The organism is Stenotrophomonas maltophilia (assembly GCF_023518235.1).
Lineage (GTDB): Bacteria > Pseudomonadota > Gammaproteobacteria > Xanthomonadales > Xanthomonadaceae > Stenotrophomonas.
This window is the reverse complement of sequence record NZ_CP090423.1, coordinates 4024797-4050404: the sequence shown is the minus strand read 5'-3', so window position 1 is coordinate 4050404 and position 25608 is coordinate 4024797. Positions and strand designations below refer to the sequence as shown.

Annotated in this window: 19 protein-coding genes; 6 read left to right on the top strand and 13 right to left on the bottom strand. The window is 64.4% G+C overall.

Features of this window, described 5'->3' with window-relative positions; all coding sequences use genetic code 11:
• The first annotated feature begins 30 nt into the window (after window positions 1-30).
• Window positions 31-768: an endonuclease/exonuclease/phosphatase family protein gene (locus LZ605_RS18850; protein ID WP_181358691.1), complete on the top strand. Its 738-nt coding sequence runs from the start codon at window positions 31-33 to the stop codon at window positions 766-768.
• Window positions 769-834: 66 nt separating this feature from the next.
• Here LZ605_RS18850 and LZ605_RS18845 read toward each other — a convergent pair whose 3' ends face one another.
• The gene (locus tag LZ605_RS18845; RefSeq protein WP_249842864.1) at window positions 835-1704 is read right to left on the bottom strand and encodes an EamA family transporter; all 870 of its coding nucleotides are present in this window, start codon (window positions 1702-1704) and stop codon (window positions 835-837) included.
• A gap of 72 nt (window positions 1705-1776) precedes the next feature.
• On the opposite strand from LZ605_RS18845, the gene LZ605_RS18840 reads away from it, so the two are divergent.
• The 3 genes from LZ605_RS18840 to fhuE all read left to right on the top strand — a co-directional run bounded on the left by LZ605_RS18840 (window position 1777) and on the right by fhuE (window position 5226).
• The gene (locus LZ605_RS18840; RefSeq protein ID WP_249844952.1) at window positions 1777-2259 is read left to right on the top strand and encodes an Lrp/AsnC family transcriptional regulator; all 483 of its coding nucleotides are present in this window, start codon (window positions 1777-1779) and stop codon (window positions 2257-2259) included.
• A 76-nt stretch (window positions 2260-2335) separates the two neighbouring features.
• Window positions 2336-2887 (top strand): M23 family metallopeptidase, encoded by a 552-nt coding sequence (locus LZ605_RS18835; RefSeq protein ID WP_249842863.1) that lies wholly within the window; start codon window positions 2336-2338, stop codon window positions 2885-2887.
• A 176-nt stretch (window positions 2888-3063) separates the two neighbouring features.
• Window positions 3064-5226, top strand: coding sequence for a ferric-rhodotorulic acid/ferric-coprogen receptor FhuE (gene fhuE / locus LZ605_RS18830; RefSeq protein WP_249842862.1), 2163 nt, complete (start codon window positions 3064-3066; stop codon window positions 5224-5226).
• Window positions 5227-5472: 246 nt separating this feature from the next.
• Here the strand turns inward: fhuE and LZ605_RS18825 are convergent, their stop codons facing one another.
• Both LZ605_RS18825 and LZ605_RS18820 read right to left on the bottom strand, forming a co-directional pair.
• Window positions 5473-8283 (bottom strand): TonB-dependent receptor, encoded by a 2811-nt coding sequence (locus LZ605_RS18825; protein ID WP_423172566.1) that lies wholly within the window; start codon window positions 8281-8283, stop codon window positions 5473-5475.
• 321 nt (window positions 8284-8604) lie between these two features.
• Entirely contained in the window at window positions 8605-9015 is a 411-nt protein-coding gene (locus LZ605_RS18820) for a biopolymer transporter ExbD (protein WP_249842860.1), read from the bottom strand.
• Window positions 9016-9212: 197 nt separating this feature from the next.
• On the opposite strand from LZ605_RS18820, the gene LZ605_RS18815 reads away from it, so the two are divergent.
• Both LZ605_RS18815 and LZ605_RS18810 read left to right on the top strand, forming a co-directional pair.
• Window positions 9213-11198 carry a transglycosylase SLT domain-containing protein gene (locus tag LZ605_RS18815; RefSeq protein ID WP_249842859.1) on the top strand — a complete coding sequence of 662 codons (1986 nt, stop codon included), beginning with the start codon at window positions 9213-9215 and terminating at the stop codon, window positions 11196-11198.
• Between the two features lie 30 nt (window positions 11199-11228).
• Window positions 11229-12449: a multifunctional CCA addition/repair protein gene (locus LZ605_RS18810; RefSeq protein ID WP_249842858.1), complete on the top strand. Its 1221-nt coding sequence runs from the start codon at window positions 11229-11231 to the stop codon at window positions 12447-12449.
• A gap of 43 nt (window positions 12450-12492) precedes the next feature.
• On the opposite strand, the gene LZ605_RS18805 is transcribed toward LZ605_RS18810, so the two are convergent.
• From LZ605_RS18805 to LZ605_RS18760, 10 genes are all read right to left on the bottom strand, one after another.
• Complete coding sequence (locus LZ605_RS18805) at window positions 12493-13203, bottom strand: putative type VI secretion system effector (RefSeq protein WP_249842857.1); 711 nt, start codon at window positions 13201-13203, stop codon at window positions 12493-12495.
• A 181-nt stretch (window positions 13204-13384) separates the two neighbouring features.
• The gene (locus tag LZ605_RS18800; RefSeq protein ID WP_249842856.1) at window positions 13385-14044 is read right to left on the bottom strand and encodes a putative type VI secretion system effector; all 660 of its coding nucleotides are present in this window, start codon (window positions 14042-14044) and stop codon (window positions 13385-13387) included.
• A gap of 14 nt (window positions 14045-14058) precedes the next feature.
• Entirely contained in the window at window positions 14059-15576 is a 1518-nt protein-coding gene (locus LZ605_RS18795; protein WP_249842855.1) for a T6SS effector BTH_I2691 family protein, read from the bottom strand.
• Window positions 15577-15635: 59 nt separating this feature from the next.
• On the bottom strand, window positions 15636-16367 hold the full coding sequence (locus LZ605_RS18790; RefSeq protein ID WP_249842854.1) for a putative type VI secretion system effector: 732 nt from the start codon (window positions 16365-16367) through the stop codon (window positions 15636-15638).
• On the bottom strand, window positions 16364-17539 hold the full coding sequence (locus tag LZ605_RS18785) for a hypothetical protein (protein ID WP_249842853.1): 1176 nt from the start codon (window positions 17537-17539) through the stop codon (window positions 16364-16366). The genes LZ605_RS18790 and LZ605_RS18785 overlap by 4 nt, the downstream gene beginning before the upstream one ends.
• A 39-nt stretch (window positions 17540-17578) precedes the next feature.
• Window positions 17579-18334: a putative type VI secretion system effector gene (locus LZ605_RS18780; RefSeq protein WP_249842852.1), complete on the bottom strand. Its 756-nt coding sequence runs from the start codon at window positions 18332-18334 to the stop codon at window positions 17579-17581.
• Window positions 18331-21249: a T6SS effector BTH_I2691 family protein gene (locus LZ605_RS18775; protein ID WP_249842851.1), complete on the bottom strand. Its 2919-nt coding sequence runs from the start codon at window positions 21247-21249 to the stop codon at window positions 18331-18333. The genes LZ605_RS18780 and LZ605_RS18775 overlap by 4 nt, the downstream gene beginning before the upstream one ends.
• Window positions 21246-22175: a DUF4123 domain-containing protein gene (locus LZ605_RS18770; RefSeq protein WP_249842850.1), complete on the bottom strand. Its 930-nt coding sequence runs from the start codon at window positions 22173-22175 to the stop codon at window positions 21246-21248. Before LZ605_RS18770 ends, LZ605_RS18775 begins: the two co-directional genes overlap by 4 nt.
• A complete protein-coding gene (locus tag LZ605_RS18765; protein ID WP_249842849.1) occupies window positions 22165-24921 on the bottom strand; it encodes a type VI secretion system Vgr family protein in 2757 nt (918 codons plus the stop codon). The genes LZ605_RS18770 and LZ605_RS18765 overlap by 11 nt, the downstream gene beginning before the upstream one ends.
• A gap of 250 nt (window positions 24922-25171) precedes the next feature.
• Complete coding sequence (locus LZ605_RS18760; protein ID WP_107232016.1) at window positions 25172-25606, bottom strand: SseB family protein; 435 nt, start codon at window positions 25604-25606, stop codon at window positions 25172-25174.
• Window positions 25607-25608: the final 2 nt, after the last annotated feature.

Genomic DNA, 25608 nt, shown 5'->3' with positions numbered 1-25608 from the left:
GTGAATTCCCCCCGTACACGGACCCTGCGCTTGCTGACGGCCAACATCCAGGCCGGCTCAAGTACCCGCCGCTACAGCGACTATGTGACCCGCAGCTGGTCACATGCGCTGCCGGCGGGGCGCAAGCGCAGCAGCTTGGACGCGATCGCCAGCCTGGCGCGCGAACATGACATCGTCGGCCTGCAGGAGGCCGACCCGGGCAGCCTGCGCTCGGGTTTCACCAACCAGACCCACTACCTGGCCCAGCGCGCCGGCTTCAACTACTGGAGCCACCAGCCGAACCGGCGCATGGGCGGGGTTGCCTCCAGCGCCAACGGCCTGCTGAGCAAGCTCGAACCGGTGGAAGTGCAGGACCACGCCCTGCCCGGCCGCATCGGCGGGCGCGGCGTGCTGCTGGCCAGGTTCGGCGATGGCGCCGACGGCCTGGCCGTAGCGGTGGCGCATCTGTCACTTGGTGCGGGCTCGCGGATGTCGCAGCTGGGCTTCATCGCCGAGCTGCTGTCCGACCACCCGAACGCGGTGCTGATGGGCGATTTCAACTGCCTGGCCGAGCGGCCGGAAATGCAGGTGCTGTACCAGAAGACCCGGCTGCAGCCGCCGGGCTGCATCGTGCCGACTTTCCCCAGCTGGCGCCCGGACCGCGCCATCGACCACATCCTGGTCAGCAGCGGCCTGCAGACCCGCAGCGTGGAAGCCGTACCGGCCGCGTTCTCCGATCACCTCGCCCTGGCCATGGCGATCGACGTCCCGGCCAACGCCCTGCGCTGAAAAAAGGGGACGGAGGGGATTAAGTCGTTTGTGGCACAAACGACTTAATCCCCTCCGTCCCCTTTTTCATGTGGTGACCGGCACCTTTAGCCGCCTTGCTGTCATCGTGCTGCCCACCGAGGCCAGCACCGTGCAGCCGATCGCCAGCCACTGCAGCCCATGCAGGTGCTCGTGCAGCAGCAGCATCGCCCATAGCGCGGCCACCGCCGGCTCCATGCTGATCAGGATGCCGAAGGTCTCCTTCGGCAGGCGCTTGAGCGCCATCATTTCCAGCGACATCGGGATCGCGCTGGAGACCAGCGCCACCAGCAGGCCGGCCACCAGGATCTTCGGATCGAGCAACGCGGCACCGGCATGCGCCACGCCCACCGGCACCACCACCAGCGAGGCCGCCAGCAGGCCCAGCGACACCGAATGCCCCGCGTGCAGGTGTCCGGCGCGCTTGCCGAACACGATGTACAACCCCCAGCAGGCCGCCGCGCCCATCGCGTACAGCACGCCGGCCGGATCCAGTGCCGGGCCGCCACCGATCGGCAGCAGCAACAGCAGCCCCACCGCCGCACAGCCCACCCAGAGGAAATCGATCGGCCGCCGCGACGACAGCATCGCCACCGTCAGCGGCCCGGTGAACTCGATGGCCACCGCAATGCCGAACGGAATCGTGCGCAGCGCCATGTAGAACAGCAGGTTCATCAGGCCCAGGGTCAGCCCGTAGCGCAGGATGGTGATCGCATCCGGGCGGCGGGTCTTCCAGCGCCACGGCCGCCAGAACAGCAGCAGCAACAGCGCCGAAAAGCCCACGCGCAGCGCGCTGGTGCCCTGCGCGCCGATCAGCGGAAACAGCTGTTTTGCGTAGGAGGTGCCGATGGCCAGCGAGGTGACCGAGCCGAGCACCGCCAGCGCCGGCAACATCGGCGCAAGTCGTGAGGTCTGCATGCGCAAAGTCTATTGCGCCAGGGCCGAGCACTTGGCTCAATTGACAGCCTGTTCGTGCAACTTCTGCTCACCATGGCCACCGCCCCCCTGCTCGACAGTTTCGACCGCGCCATCCTCGACCTGCTGCAGCGGGACAACACCCTGCCGCAACGCGAAATCGCCGAGGTCGTGCACCTGTCCACCCCGGCCGTGCAACGGCGGATCAAGCGCCTGCAGGACAGCGGGGTGATCGCCGCCAATGTGGCCGTGGTCGCCGCGGCGAAGGTCGGGCGGCCGCTGACCATCATCGTCGAGGTGCGTGTGGTCAGCGAGCAGCGTGAACACGTAGCGCCGTTCAAGCGCCGCGTACAGGACGACCCGGCCGTGCAGCAGTGCTACTCGATCACCGGTGATGGCGACTTCCTGCTGCTGCTTTCAGCCGCGTCGATGGAAGAGTACGAGGCGATCACCGAACGCCTGTTCGGCGCCGATGACAACATCGAGCGCTTCCGTACGTCGGTGGCGCTGGGCACGCTGAAGCGCAGCTTCGAGGTGCCGCTGCTACCACACCCGTAGAGTCGAGCTTGCTCGACTGCTGTGGGACCGCAAGGCGACAGCCATCGAGCATGGCTCGACTCTACAATCAAAAGCCATGAGCACAACCACCTCCCCCGCCCGTCGCCTGCGCCGCTGGCTGCTGCGCGGCCTGTTCCTGGCCAGTGCCATCGTTGCCGCGGTGGCGCTGTGGAACAGCCCGTGGGCGGCCGCACCGCGCATGCTCTGGTCGCTTTCGCAGATGCCGGCCGCCACGCACCTGCCGGTACCGGTGGACGGCATACGCCCAAGCCAGATCGCCGACACCTTCGGCGCACCACGCGGTGGTGACCGCTCGCACGCCGGCATCGACATCTTCGCCAGGCGCGGTACACCGGTGCGCAGTGCCACGGCCGGCGTCATCGCTGATGTGCGCGATGGAGGGCTGGGCGGCCGCCAGGTGTGGGTCATCGGTCCGGCCCGCGAACGCTACTACTACGCGCATCTGGAGAACTGGGCCGAGGGCCTGGCGCGCGGCCAGGTGGTGCAGGCCGGTGACCTGCTCGGACAGGTCGGCGACAGCGGCAACGCCAGGGGCACGCCGCCCCACCTGCACTGGGGCATCTACGGCGCCGACGGCGCACGCGACCCGCTGCCGCTGCTGCGCTGACCCACCTGCCCGCATGAACAACCAGCCGGTTCGTTCATGATTTGTAAATAGGAATAGTTCGTATTACCATTTCTTTCGTTTCCGGTGGTGCCAGGACGGCCTGCCCGCCCTTCCCCTACCCGTAGCGCCTCGCCTCCTGGATGCCGGCCGAACGCGCGTGCTCGTCCAGGAACTCCATGACCGCTCCCACCTTCCGTACCCCGCAGCCGCAGCGGCTGTCCGTTGCCGTGCTCGTTGCACTCTGTGCCCTGGCCCCGGCCGCTTTCGCCGAAACCGCCGCCGACCCGACCACCCTCGACAAGGTGGTGGTGAAGGGCGAGCGTGCCGAAGGTTACTCGGTGCGCCGCACCTCGGCCGGTACCCGCTTCGACCTGGCGCCGCGCGAGATTCCGCAGTCGGTCAGCATCATCAGCCACCAACGCATCGAAGATCAGAACCTGGACGACATCATCGACGTGCTGGGCAACACCACCGGCATCACCAGCACCCAGTCCGACAGCGAGCGCACCGAGTTCTATGCGCGTGGTTTCTACATCGATGCCTACCAGTTCGATGGCCTGCCCACGCAGATGGTGCAGAACTGGAGCTACGGTGACTCCGGCCTGGACCTGGCGCTGTATGACCGTGTGGAAGTGGTGCGCGGCGCCACCGGCCTGCTCAGCGGCGCCGGCAATCCGTCCGCATCGGTGAACCTGATCCGCAAGCACGCCGACAGCGCCGAGCTGGCCGGCAGCGTGTCGGTCAACGTCGGCAGCTGGGGCCGCACCCGCACCACCGTGGATGTGGGCAGCGCGCTCAATGCCAGCGGCACCGTGCGCGGCCGCGTGATCGGCAGCTATCTGGACACCGACGCGCAGATGGACCGCTACAACCAGCACAAGACGCTGGGCTATGCAGTGATCGATGCCGACCTGACCCCGGACACGCAGCTGAGCGTGGGCTACGACTACCAGCAGAAGCGCGCCAACGGCGCCACCTGGGGTGGATTCCCGATGCTGTACTCCGACGGCTCGCGCACCGGCTACGACGAATCGTTCAACGCCAGCCCGAACTGGACCTACTGGGATACCACCAGCAAGCGCGCCTTCGCCACCCTGCAGCATGCCTTCAGCAATGGCTGGAAGTTCAAGGTCGGCGCCACCCACGATGAGACCAAGGCCGACGACAAGCTGTTCTACCCCGCCTACAACGACTGGACCAGCGGCGCGTCGTACTTCGACAAGACCACTGGCGCGGGCATCTCGCCTTCGGCAGGCTTCTACAACACCGAGCGCAAGGTCACCGGCGTGGACGGCTATGTCGACGGTCCGTTCCAGCTGTTCGGCCGCGAACATCAGTTCATGGCTGGCCTGAGCTACAACAAGCGCGACTACGCCAACTACGGCGACTACCAGATCGGCGGCGCCGGCCAGACCTGGAACCCGTTTGCCAGCTACCTGAACTGGACCGGCAACATCAACGAGCCGAACTGGAACCCGCTGGCACTGGCCAGCGAAGGCACCATCACCCAGAAGGCCGGCTACGCCGCCGCACGCCTGTCGCTGGCCGATCCGCTGAAGCTGATCATCGGCGCCCGCTACACCGACTGGAAGAGCGAAGGCGAAGGCGCCGACCGCGCGCACAAAGTCACCACGCCGTATGCCGGCCTGGTGTTCGACATCAACGACACCTACTCGACCTACGCCAGCTACACCGAAATCTTCCAGCCGCAGACACTGAAGGACCGCAACGGCAGCTACCTGGATCCGGTGGACGGCAAGAGCTACGAAGTGGGCGTCAAGGGTGCCTGGTTCGACAACCGACTGAATGCTTCGGTGGCCGTGTTCCGCATCGAGCAGGACAACGTCGGCCAGTCCACCGGTGAGCCGGTCATCGGCGGTACCGGCGGCGAAACCGCCTACCGCGCCGCGCGTGGCACGGTCAGCCGTGGCTTCGAGTTCGAGCTGAACGGTGAACTGGCCCCGGGCTGGAATGCCACCTTCGGTGCGTCGCGCTACGTGGCCAAGGACATCAATGGTGCCGACATCAATACCAACCTGCCGCAGACCGCGCTGAAGCTGTTCACCAGCTACACCCCGCAGTCGCTGCAGGCACTGACCGTCGGTGGCGGTGCCAACTGGCAGAACCGCATCTACTATCCGGTGCCGGCCTACGGTCGCATCGAGCAGAGCGGCTATGCGCTGGTCAGCGCCTTCGTGCGCTACCGCATCTCGCCGGAGTTCAGCGTGCAGGCCAACCTCAACAACCTGCTGGACAAGCAGTACCTGTCGCAGATCAACGGCTACGGCGCGTTCGGCGATGGCCGCAACGGCGCGCTGACCTTCACCTGGTCGTTCTGATCCAGACGCGGCGCCGGTGCAACCCGGGCGCCGCGCTTCCCGTAGCGTCGAGCTTGCTCGACTGCCCCGCTCTTGTAGAGTCGAGCCATGCTCGACTGAACTGCGAAAAGCAGTCGGGCAAGCTCGACCCTACCAATTCACGGCAAACACACCGCCTGTGCGGTCCCAGCGCAACACGCCTCCCGCCCGCCCGGTCCAAGCGAAGCAAGCGCCGCGCCGGGAGAATTCCGGCGCGGCATCCCGCCATCAGAACCGCAGATCCGCGCGCAGGTACCAGTAGCGCCCACGCGGGATGTCGTAGGTCGAAGCGTCGTAGCCGTTCAACGAGCACGACAGGCAGATCGGCGGATCCTTGTCGAACACGTTGTTCAGGCCAGCGCTCAGCTGCAGCCCCTTCATCCAGTCGATCTTGTAGCCCACCTGCAGGTCGTGGAAGGTGGTGGCCGAGAGCGTATTGGTGCCCGCCGCCTGGTTGCTGCACACCGGGAAGGCCACCGCGTCACCGCAGTTCTCGGTCAGCTCGGAGATGTGCCGCACCGTCCAGTTGGCGCTCCAGCGGTCCAAGGTCCAGGCGATGCTGGCATTGCTGGTCCATTCCGGAATCGAGCTGTCGGCCACTTCCACACCCGGCTTCTGCGGCTGCCTCTGGCCGGCCGCACCGGTGGCCTCGTAACGACCGACGAAGGTGTTCTTCCAGCCCAGCTTGAACTGACCGATCGAGCTCTGCGGCAGTGTCCAGAACAGGTCCACATCCCAGCCATCGGTCTTGATCGAACCGAGGTTGGTCAGGCGGTTGTTGAAGCTGCTGACCGCACCGGTGCTGGCGCGCGTGATGCCATCGCAGTAGACCGGGTCGAGCGTATCCACGCACAGATCCAGCTGGGTCTGCGCGTTGATCGCCTGGATCGCACCATCGATGGCATGGCGGTAGAAGGTCACTTCCACGTCGAAGCGCTCCGACCACGAGGTGTTGTTGCCGAACCACGGGCTCCACACGAAGCCGGCGCTGAAGCTGCGGGAACGTTCCGGCTCCAGGTCGCGGTTGCCGCCGGTGGTCACCGAAATCTGCGAGTTGGCCTGCTGGAAGCCGGCCGGCACACCCAGCGCGGCGCAGTTGGCGGCGCTGCCGCGCGGCGGCGTGCCACCCAGGCCCACCGAGCACGGATCGAACAGCTGCAGATCGGCACGCGCGGCCGAGCCGTACAGCTCACCGATCGACGGTGCGCGGAAGCCCTCGGCGTAGGTGGTGCGCAGCACGAAGTCATCGGTCACCTGCCAGCGCAGGCCGTACTTGGGGGTGAACTCGCCGCCGAAGGTGGAGTAGTCCGAATAGCGCCCGGCCAGGCTCAGGTCCAGCTTCTTGCCCAGCGCGGAGTCGGCGAAGATCGGCACGCTCAGCTCCAGGTAGGCCTCGTTGACGTCATACGAACCGGAGGTCGGCTGCGACGGCACGCCGTTGTAGTGGCCGATCACGGTCAGCGGATCCGGCTGGTACCAGCCCTTGTACTTGCGGTACTCGTAGCCGCTGGCGAACGACACCGCGCCGGCCGGCAAGGTGAACAGTTCGCTGGACAGGTTGGCGGTGAACAGGCTCAGTTCGTTCTGGCTGCGGTCGCGCACCACCGGCTGGATCCACTTCAGCATGTCCGGGGTGATCGAACCGGCGCCGCCGAAGATGTTCAGCGGCACGCAGCCCGCCGTGGCCGCACACACCGCCGGGTCACCCAGGGCCATGTTGACGTTGTAGATGTTGTAGCTGCCGTAGTTGGTCTGTTCGGCCTTGTTCTTGCTGTACATGCCGTTGACGTCCCAGTACCAGTTGCGGTCGGCCGCATGGAAGTCACCGACCAGGCCGGTGGCCACGTAGGTGGTGTTCACCTCCTGCTTGAACACGCGTGCGCCGCCTTCCACCGGACGCCGGCCGATCAGGCTCATGTTGCCCGAGGACACCAGGTCGAAGCCGAACGGGTTGTACGGGTTCAGGCGCGAGACCACGATGTTGTCGGCCAACGGATTGCCGGTAGCGCCGTCGGGACCGAAGAAAAGCGGTTCCGGGCCGGCCTGGTTGGTCGACTCGCGGCGGTTGCCCAACGCCTTGATGTACCACTGCACGTTGTCGGTGATGTCGAAGCGGAACTGGCCGAACAGGCCTTTGCGTTCCGACGGCGTCAGCACCATGTTGTACTCAGCGAAATTGAAGCGGTCGGCGCTGGTGAAGCAGTGGTAGTCATCGCTGCGGTTGCAGCCGGCGCTGCCGTCATAGCGCGGGTTGCTCACGCCGGTGTTGGGCACGATGTCCTGCTCGGCACCGGTGTTGGGATCGACGAAGGCGAAGCGACCCTGCGGAATGCCGCCGCTGCCGAAGGCCAGGCCGGTGCCCGGAATCGGGAAGCGCGACTGCTCGCGGTCGCGGGCAAACACCGGGTCCTGCTTGGTCCAGCTGGCACCCAGGAACAGGCTGTAGCGGTCACCGCTGGTGCCCCAGGCCAGGTCCACGCCCTTCTGCGTGCCATCGCCCTTGCTGTACTCGCCGTAGTTCAACGTGACCTGGCCGCCATCGAACTCGCGGCGGGTGATGATGTTGACCACGCCAGCGATGGCATCGGAGCCGTACAGCGACGATGCGCCGTCCTCCAGCACTTCGATGCGTTCGACGATCGCCAGCGGAATGGTGTTCAGATCGGTGGCCGCGCCCACGCCCGACGCCGAGGACTCGTTGACCCAGCGGATGCCATCGACCAGCACCAGCACGCGCTTGGCACCGAGATGACGCAGGTCAACCTGGGCCGAACCGGCGCCCACGCCGCTGCCATCAGGCGGGAAACCGAAGTTGCCGGACGAATTGAACTTGGCGTTGAGCGCCGAGCCGGAACCGGTGAGCTGCTGCAGCACTTCACCGATCGAACTCAGGCCGGTGCGCTCGATGTCGCCGCGGGTCAGGGTCTGGATCGGCACCTGGCCTTCCACTTCAGCACGCTTGATGCGGGTGCCGGTGACTTCCACCGCGTCCAGATTGGTGGTGGATTGCGCAGCGGCACCCAACGGTGCCAGGGCCATCACGCACAGCGCAACGGCAACCGCCAACGGGCGGTGGTGCAGGTGATTCATTCGCTCTCTCTCCAAAGGAATGTCGGGACATGGGCTGCCGCGCTCCCCCCTGCATGGCGGCAGCGTCTCCTTTGTAAACAAGCGGTAAAAATCACGGCGTGATGATCGACACTTTTTCACACAGAATTGACGCAATTACCTACCAATTGCGTCAGATCACTACAGTTAAAAACCGGACGGTACTGTTCGAAGCGGGCGGTGTGATGCCGGGCACGACATCACGCGCCGAGACTTGCCAGCGGACATCAAGCGGCCTTGCCGGTGCCTGCGCTAGTAGCCCTGCGCGGTGACGCGAAGGCCATGGTCCTGGATGGCGAGCAGCACCCGCGCCATGTCGCCGTAGTCGGTACTGTCGGCGGTGGTCAGGTGCAGCGAGGGCTGGAGCCCCGGTGGCAACCGCTGGAGCTGGGCCAGGGCACGCTGCAATGCCGGGTCGTCCAATGGCTGGTCATTCCAGTAGAGGCCGCCGGCTGCGTCGAGACGCAGTGCAACCGATGCCGGCAACGCGTGGCCAGGGCCCGGCGGACATACCGTACGCTGTTCGAACGGCCGCAACGCTGTCGTCTGCGCCATCGGCAAGGTGGTGATCACCAGCGCCAACACCACCAGCAGTACATCCACCAGCGGCGCAAGATTGATGCCGGACATCAGCGCACGGGTGTGCACAGCCACATAGCGCATACCACGCTCCTTCGCGGAAACAGCGGCCCACGCAGGGCGGGCCGCGCTGTGCCGGAATCATCGCACGATTGCAATCAGCGCCACCGGTTGTCGCTTCTGCCGCCCCCGCATGGACACCTCCCCGGCCAGATCCATCGCCAGCCCATTCCATCCAAGGCGTGCACACGATGCGAAACTGAATTCAGCCAACGCCCGCTATGCTCAGCGCCATGACCCGACGCACTTCGACCGCCCTGTCCCTGCTGCCCTTGGCCACCACGCTGCTGATCGGCTGCGCCAATGCCCAGTCCCTCGACGCCCAGAACGCGCAGCTGAAGGCTGCCATCGCCGCTGCCGAACGTGGCCAGTTCGATCCCGGCCAGGCCGCCGCGCTCAGCCGCCATCCCGCCTATGGCTGGCTGGAGTACGCCAACCTGCGCCGCAACATCGACACCGTCGATCGCGCACAGGCGCAGGCCTTCCTCAAGCGCTACGACGGCCAGGCCGTGGCCACGACCTTCCGCAGCGTGTGGCTGCCCTCGCTCGCGCGCCGCCAGGACTGGCCCACGCTGCTGGCCAACTGGGCGCCCACCGACAACGTGGGCCTGCGCTGCGCGCAGCTCACGGCCCGCCAGGTGACCGGCAAGGTCGATCCGAAGTGGATCAGCGAAGCACAGGATCTGTGGCGCAAGAACGGCAAGTCGCTGCCGGACGGCTGCGACGCGGTGTTCGCCGTGCTGCAGGCACAGGGCGGCCTGAGCGATGCCCTGCGCTGGGAACGCATCGATGCCGCCGCCGACGCACAGCAACCGGCGGTAATGCGCAGCGCCGCGCGCGGCCTGCCTGCCGCCGAGCTGGCCCAGGCCAACAGCTACGCCGCCTTCGTCGACACCCCCAATGCCAGCGCGCTGAACTGGCCGCGCACCGAGCGCAGCCGGCGCATCGCCACCGATGGCCTGGAAAAGCTGGCCAAGGCCGACCCGGGCGCCACCGAACAGCAGCTGCCGCAGTACGCGCAGGCGCTGGGCCTGAGCGCTGCGCAGCAGGGCCAGGTGCTGTACCAGATCGCACTGTGGACGGTAGCCTCCTACCTGCCCGACTCGGCGCGCCGCCTCAACGCGGTACCGGAATCGGCCTACGACGAGCGGCTGCACGAATGGCGTGTGCGCGAAGCGATGTCGCGCGGCGACTGGCCGGCAGCGCTGGCCGCGATCCGCAAGATGGGCAGCAAGCAGCGCAGCGATTCGCGCTGGTCCTATTTCGAAGGCCGCATGCTGGAAAAGACCGGCCAGGCATCGCAGGCGCAGCCGTTGTTCCGCGACGCCGCCCGTGCTCCGACCTTCCACGGCTTCCTGGCCGCTGACAAGCTGCAACAGGGCTACACCCTGTGTCCGTGGAAGCCCAACGACAGCGCCCAGGCGCAGGCCACGATCGCCCGCGACCCGGCCATCCAGCGGGCGATGGCGCTGTACCAGATCGACCGCACCGGCTGGGCCGTGGCCGAATGGAACAGCGCGCTGTCGCGCTTCGATGACACCCAGCGCCGTCTTGCCGTGCGCGTGGCACAGGACAACGGCTGGTTCGACCGCGCCGTGTTCGCGCTCGGCAAGCAGCCGCAGGAACAGCGCCTGTACGACCTGCGCTTCCCGCTGCACCACGATGCCACCATCCGCCGCGAAGCCGCACGCAATGCACTGGACCCGGCCTGGGTGGCCGCCGAGATCCGCGCCGAGAGCACCTTCACCCCGCGCGCGCGCTCGCCTGCCAATGCGATGGGCCTGATGCAGGTGTTGCCGACCACCGGCGCCGGCGTGGCCAAGTCGATCGGCCTGACCGGTTACGGCGGCGCCGACAGCCTGTACGACCCGGACACCAACATAGCCATCGGCACGGCCTACCTGCGCCAGCTGATGAACAAGTACGACGGCCTGCCGTACGTGACCATTGCCGCCTACAACGCCGGCCCGACCCCGACCGCGCGGTGGCAGAGCCAGCGCCCGGGCTACGACCCGGACCTGTGGATCGAAACCATCAGCTACAAGGAAACGCGCGAGTACGTGGCCCGCGTGCTGGCCTTCAGCGTGATCTACGACTGGCGCCTCAACGGCGATGCCCTGCCGCTGAGCGACCGCCTGATGGGGCGCCTGGTGGACAAGCGCAAGAACTTCAGCTGCGCCGCCAACGCCGACCCGGGCGGGGATTGATCGCACCGCGGTCGTGCGATGATCCCGCCCATGAAGATCTATCTTGTCGGCGGCGCCGTGCGCGACCGCCTGCTGCAGCGTCCTGCCGGCGACCGCGACTGGGTGGTGGTCGGCGCCACGCCCGCGCAGATGGAGGCGCTGGGCTACACCGCCGTGGGCCGCGATTTCCCGGTGTTCCTGCACCCGAAGAGCGGTGAGGAATACGCGCTGGCGCGCACCGAGCGCAAGTCCGGCCGCGGCTATCGCGGCTTCGTGGTCGATGCCGATCCGGCAGTGACGCTGGAAGAGGATCTGCAGCGCCGCGACTTCACCATCAACGCGATTGCCTGCGACGAAGACACCGGCACGCTGGTCGATCCTTACGGCGGCGTGCGCGATCTTGAGCAGCGCATGCTGCGCCATGTCGGCCCGGCCTTCGTCGAAGACCCGCTGCGTGTGCTGCGCGCGGCGCGCTTCATGGCGCGCTTCGCGCCGCTGGGCTTCACCGTCGCACCGGAGTCGATGGCGCTGATGCGCGAGGTCGCCGCCAGTGGCGAGCTGGATGCACTGGTGCCAGAGCGGGTGTGGCAGGAACTGCGCAAGGCCCTGGTCAGCGCACGGCCCTCGGCGTTCCTGCGTACGCTGCACGACGCGCATGCGCTGGGCCCGATCCTGCCCGAGCTGGAAGCGCTGTACGGCGTGCCGCAGCGTGCCGAGTTCCACCCGGAAGTCGACACCGGCATCCACCAGGAAATGGTCAGCGACATGGCCGCGAAACTGGCGCCGGGCGATGACCTGGTCGGCTTTGCCGCACTCACCCACGATCTCGGCAAGGGCCTGACCCCACCGGACGAATGGCCGCGCCACGTCATGCACGAGCAACGCGGCATCGAGCCGCTGAAAGCACTGTGTGCGCGACTGAAGGTGCCCACCGAGCACCAGCAGCTGGCCGAAGCGGTCTGCCGCGAGCATCTGAACGTGCATCGCATCGACGAACTGCGCGACGCCACGGTGCTGGACCTATTGGGTCGCTGTGATGCACTGCGCCGCCCGGAGCGGGTGGCGCGCATCGCGCTGTGCTGCGAGGCCGACAAACGCGGCCGGCTGGGCTTTGAGGATGCCGACTATCCGCAGGGTGAAACGCTCAAGCGCCTGCATCAGGCTGCAATGTCGGTGCAGGCGCGGGACCTGGATACGACGCACCTGAAAGGCCCAGCGATTGGTGAAGCGCTGGCCAAGGCACGGGTGAAGGCGATTGCGGCGGCTCGGTAGGGACGAGCGGTTTGCTGGGGAGGATGGTGCGAGGAGCTACTGGTCAGTACCTGAAATAGGTATCGCCCAGCGCGGGATGGTCGCCCGGCTGACGCTTCTGCTTGGTGATACGCCTCAGATTGATGCGCTTTGCGTTGGGCCAACCCAGCGTTTCGAATATCGCATCGGCCATCTTTGCGAACCGCGTGAAATGGCGGCCAATTCTGGATCCAAGGTAGAAGCAAACCAGAACGCATATCAAGTACGCATCCGCGATCATCTCCAGGGGTGCCAGTCCGTCTCCCGTGAGGGCGTTGATCAGGGAAAACACGATGTAGATCATGTACAAGGGTACAGATAGAGCCAGCGAGTACCTGGCCACCGCGATCCAGTGGGCCCAGCTACCTGAACTGACATACGGATAAGAGACGATGAGTCTCTTCTGCTCATCGAGCACAGACAAGGCAATGAAGTTCCCCGCCTTGTCCCGACGCCCGACCACCCGCACGGAGTCGCCCTCATTGAAGGGCCAATTCCAGAACAGCCCCTTCACCAGCATTTCGCCAAACCGGAATTCAACTCTCGTGGCGGGCTCTTTCGTTTCCTCATTGGACATCATCGCCATGCCAGCGGCGGGACCGCTGAGGCCCAGCGCGGCGGCAACGGCGCCCGTGGCCGCCATCTTTTCGCGATCCCCGTCGCGCCAGAAGACGTTCTGCACCACGTGTCTGACCCGCAGGTTGGAAATGACACCGGCATCTGTTTCGAACAGCACTTTGCCAGGTGTCCGCAATCGCCTTTGAGTACTCACTACAATCTCCGCAAGGCACAGGCCTCCCAAGGGCGATAGACATCAGCCGCCAGTGGTTTCTATGACCACGCACGTTCAGTACCTGAAGTAGGTATCCCCAACACCGGAACCATCACCCTCTCGCGCTCGACCGAACCGTCGGGCTCTAAGGTTTTATCTTCTTTGGATTACTCCAGTCCAGCGCAGCGAATACCATATCTGCCATCCTCGCAAATCTAGATAAGCGACGTCCGATCCTCCATCCGATCACGCCAAAAATTATGGCTCCGGCAACGCAGGCGCCAGAAATGACTTCGAACTTGCTATCGGATTTAACTTCCCAGACAAAGGCAGTTGCGAGAGCGGCTGCGCCCCCCCACCAAACTACTGAGATCCCCAAGGAGACCCAGAAGACACGCAGCCAGTGCGAGGCACTGCCCGCCGTGACGTGCGGATAGGAAACGATCAGCCTCTGGTCTTCGTCCAGTACGGAAATCGCAAAGAACGTTCCATCGGGCCGTCGCTTGCCCACCACTCGAACCCTCTGCCCGTCCCTGAATGGCCAGTTCCACAGCAGCGCAGATACCGATAGTTCTCCCAGCATGAACCTGACTCGCACCACTGGCTCCGGCGCCCCTTCGCCTGACATCACCGCCATGCCTGCCGATGGCCCACTCAACCCGAGCGCAGCTGCAACTACACCTGCTGCGGCCATGTGCTCTCGATCGTCAGAACGGGACAGAACATCCTCCAACGCATGTTCAACGAAAAGTCCTGAGATCACACCAGCCTCCGTATCGAGCGGACTACTGCTCGGAACCTCCATGTGCTGTGCACCTTTCACAACTGCGATCTCGCAGCTACTTTCCCGATTGCTTTGTCAAATGCGTCCTTCTGCTTCAGAACGGCCACTTGTCTGTTCCTGCTGCCGCTACCCGTGCCCAGAACTTTACTAGCTCCCCTCCCGAATACGTTGGACTCACACCACTTCTCGAGATCGCTCGGACTGATAGCCCACACCCTCACCTCAATCACAATCAATGCCAATGCAATCTCCCAGCCGCTCAGGCGCAATATCCAACTACCAAGGCGTTTCATAGCCTGACTAGACAGAGCGAACTCCCCTTCCTTCGCGGCGGCAGCCTCTAGCCCAGCCCTCAATCCACGAAGGCCCAAGCTCAACGAATTTCGCCCCAAATGGCGCTCAACTACGGGAGATGAATAAGCTAGCGCGGTGAGAAAATTCGCAGTACCGATCGCCGATGTTAGCGCCGCCTTCATCAGCAAAGCCGCAGCAGTCCAGTGCCGCTCATCCTCAAGTCGATCTTTAAAGTCCGACAGACTGTAGTACGCCCCAATAAAACTACCCGCCCCGGCCATCACACTTCCGGCAACCTTCATCCGTATGGCACTGGCGCTACCCACACCAAAAAACTCCTTCGCCACCGCCTCGTGTACACCGGTATACACAGCCACAAGCGACATTCCAGAAGCCAATAACGTCGCATAGTCTCGCGTCTGCTTGTCCACCTTCGTGGCCAGATGGATGAAGTTCACCATTTCCAGCACGCCGGTCAGCGAGTTCAGGCGCACCACGTTGCGGCTGCTTTCTGCCGCAGCCTGCCAACGCGTGCGCATCGCCAGCGCACCGTGATGCAGCTCCAGGTCCCGAAGTGCGAACTGCATCGGCAGCGCGCTGCCCTTGGCGCGATAGAACTGGATACGCTCCAGGAAGTAACGCTTGCCCTGCTGGCCGCTGCTCAGTTCTTCGGCCACCAGGCTGACGGCCTCATCGCGCTCCATCAACGCCCGCGTCAGAAGCACGAACCGGACCATGGCATTGCCGGCGGTATCCTGGATGCCCTTCATCGGGAATCGATTCAGCAGGAACGCGCCGGTGGTGGTGACAAATCGATCAATGCCGCTGTTGCGAAGGATGCGGGCACTGGCGGTGGATGGCACTGCCTCCTTCTGCGCAGCCTCAATCTTGCGATAGTTGGAGATGAAGGTCTTCAGATGCGCCGTCCCGGACACAAAGGCCGCCCAGCTCGCACCTGCAGCGGACAGCACGGTGTTGGCCCCAGCCTCAGCCGCCTTGAGCGTCTGCTGCAGCTCCAGCCGGGCAGCGTCCTGGTTCTGTGCAATGACTCGCCACAGCAAGGACGATCTTCCGGTCACAGCCAGATCGCCAGCCAGTTCAGTCAACAGCGTTCGGCCGATCTCGTGCATGCCAAGCACCGCGATGGCGTCGGTGATGATCTCCTCGAACCACACTCCCTGCGCCGCAGATTGACCATCAAAGTCCTCCAGCGTTGCGAGGAGAAGATCATGGCGCAGCCACGCAACCAGCACCGACATCTTCGGTCCCAGCCGGTCGAGCACCTCCCGGTCATCGCCCCAACACTGACAAACACCATTCAATATCTGAAATAGGTATCGCCTAGGGCGGGATGGTCGCCCGGCTGTCGCTTCCTCTTAGTCACTCTACGGAGATTCATTCGCCTCGCCCCCTTCCACCCAAGCGTAGAAAAAACTGAATCCGCCATTCTGGCGCAACTGACAAATCTACGACCGATTCGATACCCAATTACACAAAAGACGAGAACACCAATCAAGTACGAACGAGCCAAGAAATGAAATGGCGCGGAGGTCATCCAGGCAAACCATCCTATTATAAGTCCCCACCAAGGAATCGATATAATTAGTGATAGTTTCAGTACGACAATCCAATGCGCTATCGAGCCAGCACTAACGTGCGGGCAGGAGACGATCAACCTCTTCTGCTCATCAAGAACTGAGATAGCAAAGAATTTTCCTTCGCTATCCCGTGTCCCGACAACTCGAACAAGATCGCCTTCGCTAAACGGCCAGTTCCAGAGAAGCCCTTCTACGGCGAGATCGCCAAGCCGGAACTCGACCTTAGTAACCGGCTCGGCCATTTCCTCGGCAGACATTATCGCCATACCTGCTGCTGGTCCACTGAGGCCTAGCGCAGCTGCGAAGGCCCCAGTTGCCGCCATTCCCTCATTATCACCATCGCGCCAGAATATATTCTTTACAGCATGCTGAACTCGAAGATCGGAGACTACACCGACCTCAGTGTCGAGGGGGCCATTGCCCCTAAGTCCCACCTGCTCTTGAGTAATCATTGCGTCCTCATCGAAACAGAGCCAAGAGCCTTCTCGAACGCCAGCCGTTGCTCCCGCGCTGTTGCGTAGAAGCTACCTCCTCTCTTCCCAGAACTCTTTCCAAATGAGTTTGACGCACACCATTTCTCCAATTCGTTTGGGCTGATCGCCCAGATCAGGACCTCGATGACCAGTAGAGCTAGGGCCAACTCCCATCCGCTTAATCGCAAAATCCATACGCCAACGCGCCTCATAGCTTGCGATGCGACTATACTTCCGCCCTCCCGTCCGGCAGCGATCTCAAGTCCAGCTTGCAGCCTTCTCAATCCTAGGGTGAGCGCATTCTTTCCGAGAGTCCGCTCGATTACAGGAGATGAATAAGCAAGCGCCGTCAAAAATTGAGCCGACCCGCTTATCCCAACTGTCCCGCCTTTGACCAAGAGCACCGTGGACAGAGCGCATTTGCCATTCCTGAAAGAGCTCAGAGCGTCAGCGAGGCTGTAAAGGGCCCCAATAGAACTACCCGCCCCCGCCATCACACTCCCGGAAACCTTCATCCGTATGGCACTGGCGCTGCCTTCGCCAAAAAACTCCTTCGCCACAGCCTCATGCACACCGGTATACACAGCCACAAGCGACATTCCAGAGGCCAATAGCGTCGCGTAGTCACGGGTCTGCTTGTCCACCTTCGTGGCCAGATGGATGAAGTTCACCATTTCCAGCACACCGGTCAGCGAGTTCAGGCGCACCACGTTGCGGCTGCTTTCTGCCGCAGCCTGCCAACGCTTGCGCATCGCCAGCGCGCCGTGATGCAGCTCCAGGTCCCGAAGTGCGAACTGCATCGGCAGCGCGCTGCCCTTGGTTCGGTAGAACTGGATACGCTCCAGGAAATAGCGCTTGCCCTGCTGGCCGCTGCTCAGTTCTTCGGCCACCAGGCTGATGGCCTCGTCGCGCTCCATCAACGCCCGTGTCAGAAGCACGAACCGGACCATGGCATTGCCGGCGGTATCCTGGATGCCCTTCATCGGGAATCGATTCAGCAGGAACGCGCCGGTGGTGGTGACGAAGCGATCAACGCCACTGTCGCGGAGGATGCGGGTACTGGCGGCGGAGGGTGCGACCTCTTTCTGCGCCGCCTCTAATTCGTGGACCGGGCATACAGATAATTCATACTGACGGCACTTGGTAGCCATAACGGACACCCACTTCTGGCCACTGCAACTCAGTTCAAGTCAGTACCTGAAGTAGGTATCGCCCAAGGCAAGATGGTCGCCTGGCTGTCGCTTCTGCTTGGTGATCCGCCGCAGATTTATCCGCTTTGCGTTGGGCCAACCAAGCGTCTGGAATATTGCATCAGCCATCTTTGCGAACCGAGTGAAACGCCGCCCCATTCTGTATCCAATGAAGCAGAAGAGCAGAACGCAGACCAAATAGGCCTGAGCTACCAACACACTTCCGCCCTCATTCCTGCCTACACTATCCTTAAGCTGAACCAGCCAAAAAAAACCGATGACAAGTGCGCACCAAGGCACCGAGAACATCAGGGAGTACTTTGCAACCGTCATCCAATGCGCCCACGTACCCGCACTAACGTGCGGATAAGACACAATCAGCCTACTCTGTTCTTGCAGAACTGAAAGGGCGAAGAAGTTTCCGTCGCCCTCATGTCGGCCAACTACTCGGACATCATCGCCCTCCAGAAATGGCCAGTTCCAGAGCATTGCTTTTACTTTGATTGCGCCGAGCCGAAACTCAACCCACGTAACTCGCTCCTCCATTTCCTCAGCGGACATCATCGCCATACTTGCGGCCGGACCGCTGAGTCCAAACGCTGCCGCAATGGTGCCGGTCGCTGCCATCCCCTCGCGGTCTCCTCTCCGCCAGAAGACGTTCTGCACTACATGCTGAACTTTCAAGTCAGAGATGATGCCAGCGTGAGTATCAAGCAACCCATGTTCGGCACGGTTCATTTGGAATTCGATACTCATTGCGACCTCACGGAAACTGAGCCAATAGCCTTTTCGAAAGCCAGTTGCTGCTCTAGTGAATTTACATAGCTGTTGCTGGACATGCGAGTTCCCCCTAAGGCCTTGCTCCCCTTCTTTCCGAACGCATTTGCCATGCACCACGTCTCCAAGTCATTTGGACTAATGGCCCATACGAATATTTCAATGCCGAGCAGAACCAATGCGACCTCCCATCCTGCCAATCGCAGCATCCACACACCGACTCGCTTCATCGCCTGCGACGCAACGACATTCCCACCCTCCGTGGCCGCCGCCTCAAGTCCAGCCCTCAGTCCTCTCAGCCCCAAAGTCAACGCGTTCCGCCCAAGGCTGCGCTCGATTACAGGGGATGAATAGGCGAGCGCGGTTAGGAATTGAGATGATCCAACCGTCGCCAGCGTCAGGGCCTTGGCAAGATATGCTACGAACGCCATCTTGTTTGGATACGCATAGGCTTGTTCCGCATCTGCCAAGCTGTAAGCCGCCCCAATAAAACTACCCGCCCCCGCCATCACACTCCCGGAAACCTTCATCCGTATGGCACTGGCGCTGCCTTCGCCAAAAAACTCCTTCGCCACAGCCTCATGCACACCGGTATACACAGCCACAAGCGACATTCCAGAAGCCAATAACGTCGCGTAGTCACGGGTCTGCTTGTCCACCTTCGTGGCCAGATGGATGAAGTTCACCATTTCCAGCACGCCGGTCAGCGAGTTCAGGCGCACCACGTTGCGGCTGCTCTCTGCCGCAGCCTGCCAACGCGTGCGCATCGCCAGCGCGCCGTGATGCAGCTCCAGGTCCCGAAGTGCGAACTGCATCGGTAGCGCGCTGCCCTTGGTTCGGTAGAACTGGATACGCTCCAGGAAATAGCGCTTGCCCTGCTGGCCGCTGCTCAGTTCTTCGGCCACCAGGCTGATGGCCTCGTCGCGCTCCATCAACGCCCGTGTCAGAAGCACGAACCGGACCATGGCATTGCCGGCGGTGTCCTGGATGCCCTTCATCGGGAATCGATTCAGCAGGAACGCGCCGGTGGTGGTGACGAAGCGATCAACACCACTGTCGCGGAGGATGCGGGCACTGGCGGTGGATGGCACTGCCTCCTTCTGCGCAGCCTCAATCTTGCGATAGTTGGAGATGAAGGTCTTCAGATGCGCCGTCCCGGACACAAAGGCCGCCCAGCTCGCACCTGCAGCGGACAGCACGGTGTTGGCCCCAGCCTCAGCCGCCCTGAGCGTCTGCTGCAGCTCCAGCCTGGCAGCGTCCTGATTCTGCGCAATGACTCGCCACAGCAAGGACGATCTTCCGGTCACAGCCAGATCGCCAGCCAGTTCAGTCAACAGCGTTCGGCCGATCTCGTGCATGCCAAGCACCGCGATGGCGTCGGCAATGATCTCCTCGAACCACACTCCCTGCGCCGCAGATTGACCATCAAAGTCCTCCAGCGTTGCGAGCAGAAGATCATGGCGGAGCCACGCAACCAGCACCGAGATCTTCGGTCCCAGCCGGTCGCGTACCTGTTGCGTCATCGCGTCCATGTTCCTCTTGAACGCGGTGAAACGGGGCTCGTCAATCAGTGGCCAGTACTTGTTTTTCCACGCGTCCTGGGCGTCCTTCAGGTAGAGCGGCAGGAACTGGCGTTCATACTCCCGCGCGAGTTCCCGCTTCTCCTCCTCGGAAAGCTTTACCTTGGGATCCCATGGGGGAAGCGAGGGATTGCCGAGGCGGCGCTGACGCTCCACTTCGCGCACCGTCTGTGCCGCGTAGTTCCCTGCCATTACCGCACCATTGAGCTCCAGCAGGCGCGAGATCTGTTCGATCTGGTCAACAGCGCTGACTTCCAGCTCGCGCTCGCTCTTGAACTGGTTGATGCAGGCAACCAGGTCGTTGCAATAGCCGCTGAGCTCGTGCACGACGCCAACCGCATCCCACAGCCCCAGCAGCATGGGCGGGTACTCCTGCCGATCACTGCCAATGCGCCCGTTGCTGCTGTGTTGCTGCAGGCGTTCAAAACGCTGTTGACGCGGGTCGAAACCTTCGCTGCGAGGATAGTCCCGCCGTGACCAGGGGTAACGCGTTCCATGCGCGTGCAGCCGCGCCTTGCGAAGCGCTCCGTCCGGATTGGAGGCACCCGGGAGCGCACTGCTGTACGGAAGGTCTGGCGGATCACCTGAGGGGTTGTCCAGCCATCGATATTCCATGATCGAGGCCAGCCCGGCGGCATCCTTCAATGGCGCTTGATCGCCTTCTGCCCTCGCCGACGTGATCCACCTGGCTGGCTCGATCGGCTGCATCCGCTCGGCGCGCAGGGCCGGATCAGCTCCATAGCGATCCAGTGTCGCTGGCGTCCAGGGGTGTTGGGAGTAGGCAAGCCAGACCGTTCCGCACAGATCGGGGCGTTGGATGGTGATGAACTCCGTGCGCACCGGATCGTGGCCACTACGGCCACAGCTGGGCAGGCCACCGCCTGCGATCGCGCGGGCACTGTAGGCGGTGGGTTGCCGCCACAAGGTGCCGTTCTCGGCGATGGCGTAGCATTCCCAGTATTCCGGACCGTAAGGGCCCTGCTCGTAGTACAGGTACAGCAGACCCTGGCGCAACGTTCTGAGCGCGTAGGTGTATCCCGCCGCACTGACATCAACATCGCTGGCGTAAGCGGGCGACAGGCCACCAAGGCCCACGTTGCAGCTGGCAGGCACCACCGTGTAGCGCACCGGCAGGATGGCCAGTCCAGTGGAGCGACAGATGTCGCAAACCAAGCGGCTCGGCGATTCCGATGGCACCACGGTTACAGCAGGAAGGTCGGATATCGTTTGGCCGGCCTCGCTGCGGATCCCCCTATTGCTGGTACCCGCGTAGGAACCACTCGCGTTGTTTCCATCCTCGTCGTGCGTCGTCATGTGGATTTCCCTCCCTTGATTGCAGATGCGTCTGCCGATGACGCCGCGCGGATGCGCTGCCACTCCGCGTCTTCAAGCCGCAATACGAGTTCGCCGTACCGCTCACCGTGCGCGATCTGCGCCAGCAGTGCCTGGACCGAGGGATCCCTGTGGAACTGAGGCCCGATCGAGAGCGCATGCGCGGCGAACAGATCCAGATCCGTACCGCTGGACACACCACTACGGCGTCCTTCTCCGACACTGCGCTGCACCTGCGCGAACGTGGCGCGATCCGGCGCAGTTCCGGCTTGCAGCGCGCCGATCCACGCCTGGTTCAATGCACCGATGGATTCCAGCTCGGGCCAGGACACGGCAAGGTCACCGGGCAGTGCAGGCGCCACGGCGTTGCTGATAGCCCACTCCCCCCATCTATCCAGAAACATCCACGTGGTGACACCTTCAAACCGATACGCCCGTTGCGAGCGCGATGAGCACTGCAGGAACAGATCCGTCACCATCGGGTCGTAGAAGCGCAACCACCGCTTCCGGCCCTGTGCATGCGGGCAGTGCGCGACCGCACGCTCGGCCAGCTGCCTGGCCAGCTGTGGTGTCAGCAACGGCGTCCATACCCACGCACACGCACGTTGTGGGCGCGCAGCCAGCAACGACGACACCGAGCGCTGCGCCATCGCCATTTCCACCGCCTGGCCCGACAACAGGGAATGCGTGCCTTTGCCCAGGTCCAGGGGGATCAGGCACGGCCACAGGGCCTTCGGTATCTGTCGAATGGCGACGGGAACCGGCGCTATCCCGACCGATTCCAGCAACGCGTCGAAGGCCTCATCGCGCTCGCATCGATCTTCCGCCGGCTGCATCAGCAGGTGGCATTGCCCCGCACTGCTGCGGTCGATGGCAACCAGCTGTTCGCACAATGCTTCAACCGACATCGGCGAAGGCCTCCTGCCGGCGCACGGCGGCATTCAAGTGCGGCTCACAGCCCTTGAAGCGCCCTTCAGGCACCTTCGCCTCCCCCGCCACACTCGCCGGCCCCACCCAATCGCGCTGGCTGGCCTTGAACTCCACCTTGCCCGGCGCGCCCAGCTCGATGTTGTCGCCCTCAATGCGGATGTAGGCACCAGCCGCCGTCGCCAGCAGATGCTTGCTCGGTGCCGACAGCTGCACATCCGCCTCAGTGCTGGCGATACGCACCTGGGTCTTGGCTGCCACGATCATCTGGTGCTTGTGCGCGCGCGCACTCACCTTGCCCTGCGCGGCGTGCAGCGCGATGCCGCGCTCCTGGTTCGGGCTTTCACCGCTGGGCTGCACGCCGGCGGTGTACAGCACCAGCCCGCCGGACACCGCCATCGTCAGTGAGCCCTGCGTCATCCAGTTCAGCGCCACGCCGCTGGCCAGCGTGGTGTGGGTGCCGCTCACCCACACCTGGTCGGCCGGGGTCAGGCTCAGCACGCCGGCCACGCCACTGCCCAGCAGTACCGGCGCGCTCCAGCCCGGCGCTTCGCCATCGCCCCCGGCGATGCTGCCGGCGGCGCTGCCGCTGTGGGTGGCGCGCAGCGTCTCCTGCAATTCGGTCAGCGTCGCGTCCACCGGCAGTTCGGTCGGGTCGTTGGGCAGCTGCGCCTGCTGGTTGACCGCCGATTCGGCCAGCTGCTGCAGCAGCTGCTGGCTTTCCTGCAGCTGGCTCAATGCCTGCGGCGCCGCCATCTGTGGCGTGCCCTGTTCGGTGGTCAGCAGCAGACCGCGACCGGCACGCAGTGCGCCCTGGGCCTGGGTGGACAGCTCCACGCCAAAGCCGCGCTCGCCCTCGCGCACGTTGTCCTGGCCGCCCTTCAGGTGGCCCAGGGTCAGCGTGGTCTCGTGCTGGGTGGTGGACAGCTGCGCGCGGCCCTGCCCGGGCGTGTCGTCGAAGCGCAGCTGCTGGTAGCCGCCGGTACCGCCCTGGCTGTCGGCCAGCGCCTGGCTCTTGAAGCCGGTGTACACCGCGGCGTGGTCATTGCCCTCGAACCAGGCGGCGGTGTTGCCGGTGGCGCTGGCGCCGCCGCCGTTGATCTGGTTGTGCGGTGCGTCCTGCTGGCCACGGCCGTTGTAGACCGCACCGACCACCACCGGGCGGTCGATGTCGTTTTCCAGGAACGCCACCAGCACTTCCTGGCCGCGCCGCGGCAGCACCACGCCGCCCCAGTTGTCGCCGGCCCAGGGCGTCATCACCCGCACCCAGGTCCAGGCGCCACCGTTGGCCGGGGCGTTGTCGTCACCACCGGGATGGGCCAGCCCGCTGCTGGCGTTGCCGCCGCGCTGCCACGGGAACTGCACCTTGATGCGGTGGTCGCGGTCGGACAGCAGCGGCTCGCCGTCACTGACCACGATCGCGCTGAGCGTGCCGGTGATGGTCGGGCGCGGATGCAGATGCGCGCCGTGGCCGTCCTCGGTCTGCGGCCGGTAGCTCACCTCGGCCGGAATGGCGACGAAGCGGTTGTCGTAGAACGCGGTGGACACCTCGCCCGACGCCTGGCCATTGGCCAGACCGGACAGCGCGCCCGGCAGGGCCGGCGCGGCCACGCTGGACGGGCCCAGTGCCTGCTCCAGTGCATCGAACACGTCGGCATCGAGGTTGTTGCGTGCCTGATGGTGCACCGACAGGCACAGGAACTGCGCGTCCTCGCCCACCTGCGGATGCTGCGACAGGCCGAAGCGCGCGCCCGGCGCCAGTGCCCGCCATTGGCCGGCACCGTCGATGGTATGCGCGCGCACGCGCAGCGCGTCCAGATGCTGCTGCGCGCGGCGCTGGCCGCGGGCGTTGTCCTGCCAGCCGTAGGGGCCGCAGGTGTCGCGGTCGACGATGCCGAGGTCGTTGCTCTGCGCGGCCTCGGCGCTGGCCTGGCGCCGCTCCAGGGTGCGGTAGTCCCAGGTCGCACGCTCGACCTTGCCCGGTCGCCAGCGGTGCGCGGTGGACCACTGCTGCACGCTGTCACTGCGCTCGCTTTCGTCGCGGCGATGGAAGCGCACGCTGCCCAGTTCGGCGGTGTCGTGGCTGTGGTCGGCCAGCACCAACGTGTGCGCCCCGAAGTCCGTGCCGCCGGGCTCGCCGGCATGCTCGAACCAGTAATAGATGCCCTCTTCGGCCAGCAGGCGCTGGACGAAGGCCAGGTCGCTCTCCTGGTACTGGGTGGTCAGGCTGCGTCGTGCGTACTGGCTGGCGTCACCCAGCGACCAGCGCCAGGCCGGGGCCAGCCCGCTGTAATCGGCGAACAGGTCTTCGACGATCTCGACCACGGTCTTGTCGTGGAAGACGTAGCTGTCCACCCGCTGTGACAGGAACGCCAGCCACGGTTGCAGGCGCAGCCGGTAGCGGGCCAGCCCGCCGTTGCCGCCCAGCCGCTCGGCGGCGGTGATGCGGCCATGCAGCGGGCGCACGCTGCCATCGGCCTGCTGCAGCTGCAGAAGCGCGCCCTGCCCGATCAGCGGTGCCAGCGCCAATCCCGCGTCCAGCGACAGGGCGGTGATCGTCCACTGGAAGCCGAGGCCGTCGACCTGCTCGACGCCATCGAGGGTTTCGGCGACCAGCACATCGGGGCCGCACGGCGTATGCAGTCTCAGGAAGCGATGGGCATCCCGGGGCATCGCCAACGCCGAGCGCAGGGCAATCCATTGCGAAGAAGGTACAGAGCCATCCATGGGGCAACGCGCGCAGGACCAAGGGGCCGTGAGCGTGTTGCGGGAATTGGGACCGATGAAGAGGCAAAGACGACACGGCAGACAGGGCCACCGTGAAATGCAGGCGCCACATGGGCGCCGGGCGCGCTAGGAAAAGTACGAAATAGCTGCCAGCGGCGCGCCAGGGCGGCTGCAACCGCCAGCAGGCCCGCCTGAACACGGCACCAGGCCGCGGTAGTGCCGGCCGCTGGCCGGCAACCACCTCACTGGATCAATGCGCCATGCCGCGCGTAATCGCCGCCGCCCGCTGCTTCAGCTGGGTCACCGCGTCGGGGATCATTTCCATGCCCACGTCCAGGCCCGGGTTCAGCACCAGGCCGACGCCGTCGCCGATACCGGCCAGCAGCGCATGCACCGCGATCGGCATCGCGTGGGCGAACTGCGGCAACTGCTCGTGCCACAGGCCGGCGCGCTCGGGCGCAGTGAACACCGCGAACATCGGCTCGCCGCTCTCGCTGGTCAGCACCAGCGGCGAGATGCTCTCGTCCCACGCACCGTCCTCACCGATGGCCTTGTCCAGCAGCACGAACGCCGTCGAGGTCAGCAGGCCATCGAGGAACTGCGATGCGGTCAACGTGCCGTCCTGGGCCTGCAGCAGGCTTACCTCGAGGTCGTTGAGGGGTTCGAACGGGGTGTCGTGGTCCATGG